Raw genomic sequence first — 10,588 nt, forward strand, 5'->3', positions numbered from 1 at the left:
GGGGTGCTGGGGCCCGGGGTGGCCGCCCCAGCCCGGACCGGGCGGTGGCTGTGGCGAGGTCTGGCCGGGGGCCTGCGGGTTCGGAGCGGACCACTGGGCGGGCGGCGGCTGGTCCTTGGACCAGTTCGACGGTGGCTGCGCGTGGCCGGCGATGGGCTGGTCCGTCGGCTGCGCCTGGCCGGACCCGGTGGGGTCCGTCGGCTGTGCGGAGCCCTGCTGGTCCGGCTGCTCGCCGCCCGAGGGGGCGGATCCGGGCGAGGCCCAGCCCGGAGTGTCCTTCATCGTCGCTCCTTCACGGTGCTCGTCCGCGGTCGCGGCGGCAGGTTGGCGCCCATCGTGCCACGCGGTGTCCGAGAGGTGACCGGGGGCCGTCTGTGCTGCGCACCTTCAATTGTCCGACGGATACGGGGCAGACTGACCGCATGGCTGATCAGTACGCGCGATCCGGCGACGACATCCGGCCGACCGAGATACCGGCGATCCGTTGGGACGAGCCACCAGAAGGCCCCGTCCTGGTCCTCCTCGACCAGACGAGACTTCCGGCCGAGGAGGTCGAGCTGGTCTGCACGGACGCGCCCGCGCTGGTGGAGGCGATCCGTTCGCTCGCCGTGCGCGGGGCGCCGCTGCTGGGGATCGCCGGGGCGTACGGCGTCGCGCTCGCCGCCGTGCGGGGCTTCGACGTGGAGGACGCCGCCGACGCGCTGGAGGGCGCCAGGCCCACCGCGGTGAACCTCGCGGTCGGGGTGCGCCGGGCGCGGGCCGCGCACCGGGCCGAGCTCGGCCGCTCGGGGGACCAGAAGCGGGCCGCGGAGGCGGCGCTCGCCGCGGCGCGGGCGCTGCACCGGGAGGACGCCGAGGCCAGTTCCCGTATGGCCGCGCACGGGCTGGCGCTGCTCGACGAGCTGCTGCCGGGCGGTGGGCACCGGGTGCTCACGCACTGCAACACCGGGTCGCTGGTGTCGGGTGGTGAGGGCACGGCGTTCGCGGTGGCGCTCTCGGCGCACCGGGTGGGGCGGTTGCGGCGGCTGTGGGTGGACGAGACGCGGCCGTTGCTCCAGGGGGCCCGGTTGACCGCTTATGAGGCGGCGCGCAGCGGAATGGCGTACACCTTGCTCACGGACAATGCCGCGGGTTCGCTGTTCGCCGCGGGTGAGGTGGACGCGGTGCTGGTGGGGGCCGACCGGATCGCCGCCGACGGTTCGGTGGCGAACAAGGTCGGGACCTATCCGCTCGCGGTGCTTGCCCGGTACCACCACGTGCCGTTCATCGTGGTGGCGCCGGTGACGACGGTGGATCCGGGCACCCCGGACGGGGCGTCCATCGAGGTGGAGCAGCGCGCGGGTCATGAGGTGACGGAGATCACGGCACCGCAGGTGCCGGTGGCGGGAGCGGAGGCGGGAGGTGGGATCGCGGTGGCACCCCTGGGGACTCAGGCGTACAACCCGGCGTTCGATGTGACGCCGCCCGAGTTGGTGACGGCGATCGTCACCGAGGAGGGGGTTGTTTCGCCCGTGACCGCTGATGCGCTCGCGGGGCTGTGTGACAGGTCACGCCAGGTAACGATTTAGTTAATGGGATGATGGCATTCATGAAGGGACGAGTCCTTGTCGTCGACGACGACACCGCACTGGCCGAGATGCTCGGCATTGTGTTGCGTGGTGAAGGTTTTGAGCCGTCTTTCGTAGCCGACGGCGACAAGGCGCTGGCCGCGTTCCGTGAGGCCAAACCGGATCTGGTGCTGCTGGATCTGATGCTGCCGGGCCGGGACGGGATCGAGGTGTGCCGCCTGATCAGGGCGGAGTCCGGGGTGCCGATCGTGATGCTCACGGCCAAGAGCGACACCGTCGATGTGGTGGTCGGCCTGGAGTCGGGCGCGGACGACTACATCGTGAAGCCGTTCAAGCCGAAGGAGCTGGTGGCTCGGATCCGGGCGCGGCTGCGGAGGTCGGAGGAGCCGGCGCCGGAGCAGCTCGCCATAGGTGACCTGGTCATCGATGTGGCCGGGCACTCGGTGAAGCGCGAGGGGCAGTCCATCGCGCTGACGCCGCTGGAGTTCGATCTGCTGGTCGCGCTGGCGCGCAAGCCGTGGCAGGTGTTCACCCGGGAGGTCCTGCTGGAGCAGGTGTGGGGGTATCGCCACGCGGCGGACACCCGTCTGGTGAACGTGCATGTGCAGCGGCTGCGTTCCAAGGTCGAGAAGGACCCGGAGCGGCCGGAGATCGTGGTGACCGTCCGTGGTGTCGGATACAAGGCAGGGCCCAGCTGACATGTCCGGTGACAGTGCCGCTTCGGCGCCCGGCCAGCCGGGGACCCGCGCGGAGCGGCCTGTCGGCCGGAAGTCGGGTTCCCGCTGGGGGCGTCTCCTCGAGGGCGGGTTGCTGCAGGGCGGGGTCCAGGGCAGCCCGGTCCTGAGGCTGTTCATGCGCTGGGTGCGTCGCCCGCTGCTGCCCGTGATGCGGCTGTGGCGGCGCAACATCCAGCTCAGGATCGTGGTGACGACGCTGCTGATGTCGCTCAGCGTCGTGCTGCTGCTGGGCTTCGTCGTCATCGGGCAGGTCCGTAACGGGCTGCTGGACGCCAAGGTCAAGGCCTCGCAGAGCCAGGCCACGGGTGGTTTCACCGTCGCCGAGCAGAAGGCGGTCAGCGACGCGAGCGCGACGGGGAACGACAGCACGGAGCCGGATGGCGACCGGTCGCAGAGCGTCGTCGAGTGGATGACCACTCTGGTGAACTCGCTCTCCAGCGGTGGCCAGGGCGCCTTCGACGTCGTGACGCTCAGTCCCGCCTCCGCCGACGGCGAGACCGGGGGGCTCGGACCGCGCGCCTCCGGGGGCGTGCAATGGGACCTCAGTGTGCCGGTGGAGCTGCGTGAGCGGGTCGACGACGGCACGAGCGCCGTCCAGAGCTACACGCGGATCCACTACGACAACGGCCAGGAGTCCCAGCCGGGGCTGATCATCGGCAAGCAGGTCAGCGACCCCAGGAGCAACCAGTACCAGCTGTACTACCTCTTCCCGCTCACCCAGGAGGAGAAGTCGCTGAGCCTGGTCAAGGGGACGCTGGCGACGGCCGGGTTGTTCGTGGTCGTGCTGCTCGGGGCCATCGCCTGGCTCGTGGTGCGGCAGGTGGTCACGCCCGTGCGGATGGCGGCGGGGATCGCCGAGCGGCTGTCCGCAGGGCGTCTCCAGGAGCGGATGAAGGTCAGCGGTGAGGACGACATCGCTCGGCTCGGTGAGGCCTTCAACAAGATGGCGCAGAACCTTCAGCTGAAGATCCAGCAGCTGGAGGACCTGTCGCGGATGCAGCGGCGGTTCGTCTCGGACGTGTCGCACGAGTTGCGGACGCCGCTGACGACGGTGCGGATGGCGGCGGACGTCATCCATGACGCCCGCGTGGACTTCGACCCCGTGACCGCGCGGTCGGCCGAGCTGCTCGCGGATCAGCTGGACCGGTTCGAGTCGCTGCTGGCGGACCTGCTGGAGATCAGCCGGTTCGACGCGGGTGCGGCGGCCCTGGAGGCCGAGCCGATAGATCTGCGTGAGGTCGTGCGGAAGGTCGTCAGCGGGGCCGAGCCGCTCGCCGAGCGCAAGGGGACGCGGATACGGGTGCTGGGGGACCAGCAGCCCGTCGTGGCCGAGGCCGACGCCCGACGCGTGGAGCGGGTGCTGCGCAACCTCGTGGTCAACGCCGTGGAGCACGGCGAGGGCAAGGACGTCGTGGTCAAGCTCGCGGCGGCCGGCGGTGCGGTGGCGGTCGCGGTGCGGGACTACGGCGTGGGGCTCAAGCCGGGCGAGGCGACGCGGGTGTTCAGCCGTTTCTGGCGGGCGGACCCGGCACGCGCGCGTACCACCGGTGGTACGGGGCTGGGCCTGTCGATCGCCCTGGAGGACGCCCGGTTGCACGGGGGCTGGCTGCAGGCGTGGGGCGAGCCGGGTGGCGGCTCGCAGTTCCGGCTCACGCTGCCGAGGACGGCGGACGAGCCCTTGCGCGGGTCCCCGATACCGCTGGAGCCCAAGGACTCCCGGCGCAACCGCGGACTCAACGACGCCGGTCTGCCGCTCGGTGGCGGCGGCAAGCTCGCCACGGTGCCGGTCCAGGCCGGTGAGCACGGTGGCGCGAGGGCGGCCATAGGGCCCCGTCCGGGCGCCGGACAGGCTCCCACGGCGGACCCGACGGCGCTGCCGGGCAACGGCGCGCGCGTGGTGCCCCGGCCCGGTACACCGTCACCCGGTACACCGTCCGCGACCCCGTCCCCGGCAGTGCCCGCGCGGCGGACCGAGGACGGCGAGCGACCCGGGGGGCGCGAGGGACGCGCCGAGGAGAGGCCGGCCGAGGGCGCCGCGGAGCGGCAGCACGAGCAGGGGGAGGCATTCCGTGGACGCTGACCGCGCGAAACGTGGCCGTGGGCGTCCGGTGCGGGCGACGGTGTACGTCGGCATCGGTGCCGTGCTGCTGGCGGGGTGCGCCTCGATGCCCGACAGCGGGGACATGCGTGACGTCGAGTCCACGCCCAGGCAGGACGCCAAGGTGCGGGTCTTCGCGCTGCCGCCCGCGGAGGATGCCGAGCCGCAGGAGATCGTGCAGGGTTTCCTGGAGGCTCTGACCAGCGACGACCTGAACTACGAGACCGCGCGCAAGTACCTCACCGGTGACGCGCTGAAGACCTGGGACCCGGGCGTGTCGACCACTGTCCTGGATGAGGCACCCACCGCCTACACCCGGGTCACGGGGGAGCGGCCGGAGACCGACGAGTACGGGTTCGAGCTGTCCGGGAAGAACGTCGCCCGGGTCGACGGGCAGCACGCGTACGCGCCCGCGAGCGGCCAGTACCGCAAGCCCGTGCACCTTACGCGGGTGAAGGAGACCGGGCAGTGGCGCATCGACGAGCTGCCGCAGGGTGTGGTGCTCGGCCGGTCGGACTTCGAGCGCAACTACCAGTCCATCAACAAGTACTACTTCACCTCCGCCGCACAGTCCGGTGAGCCGGGGACGGTCGCCGACCCGGTCTATGTGCGCAGCCAGGTCGACCCGGTGACCCAGGTGGTCCGGGATCTGCTGGAGGGCCCCACGAGCTGGCTCAATCCGGTCGCGAGGACGAGTTTCCCGTCCGGGACGGCCCTGCTGAAGGGCACGAAGGCGTTGACGCCCGACGACCAGAACAGGCTGGTCGTGCCGCTGAACAAGAAGGCCGACCGCGTCTCGGACAGCAGGTGCGAGGAGATGGCGGCCCAACTCCTGTTCACGCTCCAGGACTACATGCCCACGGGTGTGGACACGGTGGAGCTGCAGGGGTCGACCGGCGTCCCGTTGTGTGAGCTCGGGGAGAACGAGGCCGGCGCGGTCGCCTCGCACGGCCGCGACAGGAGCGCGGGGTACGAGTACCTCATCGACGGCGATCACAAGCTCGTGCGGCTGTCCGATCGGGACCCGGTGACGACGCCGTCTCCCGTCCCGGGGGCGCTCGGGGACGGTGAGAAGCAGCTGAGGTCCGCGGCCGTGTCGCGGGGCGAGGACCGGGCGGCCGGTGTGTCGGCCGACGGCAGAGAGCTGTACGTGACTCCGATGACGGCGGGGGGCACGCTCGGTGACCCCGTGCTGCGCAGCGCGGGTGCCACCGCGAAGGACCGTCTGACGACGCCCAGTTGGGACGGGCGCGGCGACCTGTGGGTGGCCGACCGCGATCCCGAGAAGCCGCGGCTGCTGGTCCTGGCGGACGGCATGGGTGAGCCGCTGGAGGTGCGGACTCCGAACCTCGACGGGCGTATCGAGGCGGTGCGGGTGGCCGCCGACGGTGTGCGCATCGCGTTGATCCTGGAGAACAAGGGCAAGAGGGCGCTGCACATCGGGCGCGTCGAGCGGGACGCCGACGCGGAGGGAACCACCGTCTCGATCGTCGAACTGCGGTCCGTGACGCCGGACCTGGAGGACGTCACCGCCATGTCGTGGGCCGGTGACAGCCGACTCGTGGTCGTGGGGCGCGAACCCGGTGGCGTGCAGCAGATGCGGTACGTCCGGGTCGACGGCTCGCCGATACCGGGCTCCGGGCCTTCCGCTCTCACGGGTGTGGAGGAGATCGCCGCGTCCGAGGACGAGAGCCAGCCGCTGGTCGCGCACTCGGCCGACGGGATCGTGCGGCTGTCGCCGGGGCAGCAGTGGCAGACGGTGGTCAAGGAAGGGTCGGCGCCGGTCTATCCGGGGTGAGGGCCGGGGCGGTGGTGCCTCGTCGGAGTCCGCCGCCTGCGGCGATGCGCCGGATCGCGGGTTCGCTGGAGCTGCCGGACTCCCCAAGGGAAGGGGTCGTGCGGGGCGGTGCGGGCTGGTGCGGGCCGGGCCGGGTTGTGGGCGACGTCCTGGTCCTGTGTCGGTGGCTTGCGGAGGACGTGGCCGCGCCGGTTTCTGCCGGTTCTCTCGGTGGTGGGTTTGGCGGCTGCCGGTCTTTTTTGCTGCGGTCGGTCATTTTCGGGTGGCGTTCGGTCTTCTTCGGGCACCCGTCGTTCGTGTGGGTGACAACCCCTCTGATGTTGCGGTGAGTTGTCCACAGGTGGTTGTCCACAGGGGTGGCAGGGGGCCGCATGCGTTGGCACAGTGGTGGGCATGCGGGGGTGGTGGCAGGACCTCACGGATCTGGTGCTGCCGGCCGAATGCGGAGGCTGCGGGAGGCCTCGCGCGGTGCTCTGCCCGGAGTGCCGCGCGGCTCTGACCGGGGCCGCGCCGTGTCGGGTGCGACCGGAGCCGGAGCCGTCCGGGCTGCCGGTGGTGCACGCCGCGGCGCCGTACGAGGACGCGGTGCGGGCCGCGCTGATCGCGCACAAGGAACGGGGTGCGCTGGCGCTCGCCGGACCGCTCGGCACGGCCTTGGCGGGGGCCGTGCGGGCGGGCGTCGGCGAGGGGCCGGTGCTGCTGGTTCCGGTGCCGTCCGCGCGGCGGGCGGTGCGGGCGCGAGGGCACGACCCGGCGCGGCGTATCGCGCTCGCGGCGGCCGGGGCGCTGCGGCGCACCGGGACACCGGCCCGGGTGGCCGGGGTGCTGCGTCAGCGGCGTGCCGTGGCTGACCAGTCGGGGCTGGACTCCCGGCAGCGGCTGGACAACCTCGCCGGCGCGCTGGTGGTGGCTGCCGGGAGCGACCGGCTGCTGGGTGGTGGTGCGGTCGTGCTCGTGGACGACCTGATGACGACCGGTGCCTCGCTGGCGGAGGCGGCCCGGGCGGTGCGGGCGGCGAGGGACGCGTGGGCTCTGGTGTCGGCGGAGTGTGGAGCGGAATCGAGGGCGAAGGAGGCGGTGCGTACACGAGGGGTGACGGGAAGGGCCGGCTCGGCAGGCGTCGGAGACGGGCTCCGGGCGGCGGTGGTCGCAGCGGCTCCCGACTCTTTCCAAATAAACCGGAACTGACCGCTGACTTGCATCGTTGCAGGTAATGAGAGGGTCAATTCACCTGAACGGAGGTACGTCCCAGTAGAGGGTGACGACATCCGTCCGAGCGAGATATGTTCGGTTGTGAGGGAATGGCCCCGGCCGTTCACCACATATCCGAATGCTGCGCTGCGGGTTTTCTGAATCACCCCGCGCCGGTGGGGTGGAGATCTTGCCCACGGGGGAGGAGGAGGTGGAAGTCACCGAGTCCGCGGTTCCGGGAGTCACCGGAACCTGGTGCACAAGGGAGATGCTCCGCCAGTGGAGCGGAGCGATCCGGGAACGGAGTTCTGCGTGGACATCGTCGTCAAGGGCCGCAAGACCGAGGTGCCCGAGCGGTTCCGCAAGCACGTGGCCGAGAAGCTGAAGCTGGAGAAGATCCAGAAGCTCGACGGCAAGGTGATCAGCCTCGACGTCGAGGTGTCCAAGGAGCCCAACCCCCGACAGGCCGACCGCAGTGACCGGGTGGAGATCACGCTCCACTCCCGCGGACCGGTGATCCGGGCGGAGGCAGCGGCCAGCGATCCGTATGCGGCGCTCGACCTGGCGGCGGACAAGCTCGAAGCCCGGCTGCGCAAGCAGCACGACAAGCGTTACACGCGCCGAGGCGCGCGCAGGCTCACGGCCGCGGAGGTCGCCGACCACGTCCCCGGCGTGGCCACCCTCAACGGCAACGGATACGTCGCCGACGAGGAGCAGCCGGACGGCGTGCCCACCAAGAAGATCGGCTCGATCGAGGTGAAGGGCGAAGGCCCCCTCATCGTCCGCGAGAAGACCCACGTCGCCTCCCCGATGACCCTCGACCAGGCTCTCTACGAGATGGAGCTGGTCGGACACGACTTCTACCTCTTCGTCGACTCCGAGACCAAGGAACCGAGTGTCGTCTACCGGCGGCACGCCTACGACTACGGCGTCATCCACCTCAGCACGGACCCGATGGTCGCCCAGGCGCATTCGGACGCCGCGGGCGGCGCGCTCGGCGGCTGACCGCACCGGGTGACAGCTGAGCCGGTGCCCCTGGAGCGCTTGTGCGCCCCCAGGGGCACCGGTGTGCGACCCCTTGTGGCCCGCTCTGTCAGCGCAGTGTCGGCGGGGCATGAAATCATGGCCGAACCGGCCCCAACCGGCAGGCCGTTGCCTTGGGTTGGCGATGGCACAGAAAGACAGGCCACGGCCTTCAGGGGGAGGAACGATGGCGGACAGCAGTTTCGGACCGATGCGTGACCAGGATGCCGACGAAGGCTCCGTCGGCATGGGATCCGCCGCGGGCTCCCCGCGCAAGGAACCTATCCGTGTCCTCGTGGTGGACGACCACGCGCTTTTCCGCCGCGGTCTGGAGATCGTGCTCGCGGCCGAGGAGGACATCCAGGTCGTGGGCGAGGCCGGTGACGGGGCGGAGGCGGTCGACAAGGCCGCGGATCTGCTGCCCGACATCGTGCTGATGGACGTACGGATGCCCAAGCGCGGCGGTATCGAGGCGTGCACCTCCATCAAGGAGGTGGCCCCCAGCGCGAAGATCATCATGCTGACGATCAGCGACGAGGAGGCCGACCTCTACGACGCGATCAAGGCCGGGGCCACCGGCTATCTCCTCAAGGAGATCTCCACGGACGAGGTGGCCACGGCCATTCGCGCGGTGGCCGACGGACAGTCGCAGATCAGCCCCTCGATGGCGTCGAAGCTGCTCACCGAGTTCAAGTCCATGATTCAGCGGACCGACGAGCGGCGCCTGGTGCCCGCGCCGCGGCTGACCGACCGGGAACTGGAAGTGCTCAAGCTCGTGGCGACCGGGATGAACAACCGGGACATCGCCAAGGAGTTGTTCATCTCCGAGAACACCGTGAAGAACCATGTGCGCAACATCCTGGAGAAGCTGCAGCTGCACTCCAGGATGGAGGCCGTGGTGTACGCGATGCGGGAGAAGATCCTGGAGATCCGCTAGGCCCTAGGCGAGCGCTCGCCGCAGGGGCTCGTGCAGTTCCGGGGCGTCCACGCGCTCCACGCGTACGTCGGTGCAGTCGACCCAGGTCGCGGCCTCCAGGAGGGCCCGGGCGACCGCCGGGATCGCCTTCGGGCCGTCGAGGGTGACCTGCTTGGCGACCAGTGTGCGGCCGTCGCGGGCGGGGTCGACGCGGCCCACCAGACGGCCCCCGGACAGGACCGGCATCGCGAAGTAGCCGTGGACGCGCTTCTGTTTGGGGACGTAGGCCTCCAGGCGGTGGGTGAAGCCGAAGACGCGTTCCGTGCGGGCCCGTTCCCAGACGAGGGAGTCGAACGGCGACAGCAGTGTGGTGCGGTGGCGGCCGCGCGGGGGTGTGGCCAGGGCCGCGGGGTCGGCCCAGGCGGGCTTGGCCCAGCCCTCCACCGTCACCGGGACCAGACCCGAGTCGGCGACCACCGCGTCGAACTGCTCGCCCTTGAGGCGGTGGTAGTCGGCGATGTCCGCACGGGTGCCGACACCCAGGGCCTCGCCGGCCAGGCGGACCAGGCGGCGTACGCACTCCGTGTCGTCCAGCTCGTCGTGCAGGAGGTCCGCCGGGATCGCGCGCTCGGCGAGGTCGTACACCCGCTTCCAGCCGCGGCGTTCCACGCACACCACCTCGCCGTACATCAGGGCGCGTTCGACGGCGACCTTCTCGCCCGACCAGTCCCACCACTCGCTGGTGCGCTTGGCTCCGCCCAGTTCCGTGGCGGTCAGGGGGCCTTCGGAGCGGAGCTGTTTGATGACGCGGTCGTAGGCGCCGTCCGGGAGTTGGTGGCCCCACTGGGGGCGGGCCCGGTAGGCGCGGCGGCGGAAGGCGAAGTGGGGCCACTCCTCGATGGGGAGGATGCAGGCGGCGTGGGACCAGTACTCGAAGGCGTGGGGGCGGGCCGGTGAGGTGCCCGTGGCTGCCGTCGACCAGTAGGCCTTGTCGACCGTGGCGCGGCCTACCGCGCCGAGGCGGGCGTAAGGGATGAGCTCGTGGGAACGGGCCAGGACAGAGATGGTGTCGAGTTGGACCGCGCCCAGGTGTCGCAGGACGCCGCGGACGCCGGATCTGCGGTCCGGGGCGCCGAGGAAGCCCTGTGCCCGGAGGGCGATGCGGCGGGCCTCGTCTGCGGTGAGACCTGTGGTGGGGCGCGGGAGGGACGTCATGCTTCGCAGGGTAGGGGAGGGGACTGACAGGCAGGGTTGAGC

The 10,588-nt window shown here is 71.1% G+C and carries 8 protein-coding genes and 1 pseudogene; 7 read left to right on the forward strand and 2 right to left on the reverse strand.

Annotated elements, in window-relative coordinates; translation table 11 throughout:
• Positions 1-282, reverse strand: a pseudogene (locus P1P70_RS32760) (hypothetical protein); the annotation flags it as partial.
• A 140-nt stretch (positions 283-422) separates the two neighbouring features.
• Between P1P70_RS32760 and mtnA the strand changes: the two are divergent.
• From mtnA to P1P70_RS32795, 7 genes are all read left to right on the forward strand, one after another.
• The gene (mtnA, locus tag P1P70_RS32765) at positions 423-1,568 is read left to right on the forward strand and encodes an S-methyl-5-thioribose-1-phosphate isomerase (RefSeq protein WP_319244258.1); all 1,146 of its coding nucleotides are present in this window, start codon (positions 423-425) and stop codon (positions 1,566-1,568) included.
• Positions 1,569-1,576: 8 nt separating this feature from the next.
• Complete coding sequence (mtrA, locus tag P1P70_RS32770) at positions 1,577-2,266, forward strand: two-component system response regulator MtrA (protein ID WP_189823911.1); 690 nt, start codon at positions 1,577-1,579, stop codon at positions 2,264-2,266.
• 1 nt (position 2,267) lies between these two features.
• Positions 2,268-4,385 (forward strand): MtrAB system histidine kinase MtrB, encoded by a 2,118-nt coding sequence (gene mtrB / locus P1P70_RS32775; protein WP_319244260.1) that lies wholly within the window; start codon positions 2,268-2,270, stop codon positions 4,383-4,385.
• A complete protein-coding gene (locus tag P1P70_RS32780) occupies positions 4,375-6,201 on the forward strand; it encodes an LpqB family beta-propeller domain-containing protein (protein ID WP_413471600.1) in 1,827 nt (608 codons plus the stop codon). The genes mtrB and P1P70_RS32780 overlap by 11 nt, the downstream gene beginning before the upstream one ends.
• A 393-nt stretch (positions 6,202-6,594) precedes the next feature.
• Positions 6,595-7,389 (forward strand): ComF family protein, encoded by a 795-nt coding sequence (locus P1P70_RS32785; protein ID WP_319244262.1) that lies wholly within the window; start codon positions 6,595-6,597, stop codon positions 7,387-7,389.
• Positions 7,390-7,704: 315 nt separating this feature from the next.
• Complete coding sequence (gene hpf, locus P1P70_RS32790; RefSeq protein ID WP_413471601.1) at positions 7,705-8,397, forward strand: ribosome hibernation-promoting factor, HPF/YfiA family; 693 nt, start codon at positions 7,705-7,707, stop codon at positions 8,395-8,397.
• A 205-nt stretch (positions 8,398-8,602) separates the two neighbouring features.
• Positions 8,603-9,352, forward strand: a complete 750-nt coding sequence (locus tag P1P70_RS32795) for a response regulator (RefSeq protein WP_184893352.1) — start codon at positions 8,603-8,605, stop codon at positions 9,350-9,352.
• Positions 9,353-9,355: 3 nt separating this feature from the next.
• On the opposite strand, the gene P1P70_RS32800 is transcribed toward P1P70_RS32795, so the two are convergent.
• Complete coding sequence (locus P1P70_RS32800) at positions 9,356-10,546, reverse strand: winged helix-turn-helix domain-containing protein (RefSeq protein WP_319244267.1); 1,191 nt, start codon at positions 10,544-10,546, stop codon at positions 9,356-9,358.
• Positions 10,547-10,588 lie beyond the last annotated feature (42 nt).

It is taken from the genome of Streptomyces sp. MB09-02B, assembly GCF_033794485.1.
In the GTDB taxonomy this organism is placed as follows: Bacteria; Actinomycetota; Actinomycetes; order Streptomycetales; family Streptomycetaceae; genus Streptomyces.

Coding starts and splice junctions, on each gene's coding strand:
- mtnA (WP_319244258.1), top strand. CDS start 423: ATGGCTGATCAGTACGCGCGATCCGGCGACGACATCCGGCCGACCGAG.
- mtrA (WP_189823911.1), top strand. CDS start 1,577: ATGATGGCATTCATGAAGGGACGAGTCCTTGTCGTCGACGACGACACC.
- mtrB (WP_319244260.1), top strand. CDS start 2,268: ATGTCCGGTGACAGTGCCGCTTCGGCGCCCGGCCAGCCGGGGACCCGC.
- P1P70_RS32785 (WP_319244262.1), top strand. CDS start 6,595: ATGCGGGGGTGGTGGCAGGACCTCACGGATCTGGTGCTGCCGGCCGAA.
- P1P70_RS32795 (WP_184893352.1), top strand. CDS start 8,603: ATGGCGGACAGCAGTTTCGGACCGATGCGTGACCAGGATGCCGACGAA.
- P1P70_RS32800 (WP_319244267.1), bottom strand. CDS start 10,546: ATGACGTCCCTCCCGCGCCCCACCACAGGTCTCACCGCAGACGAGGCC.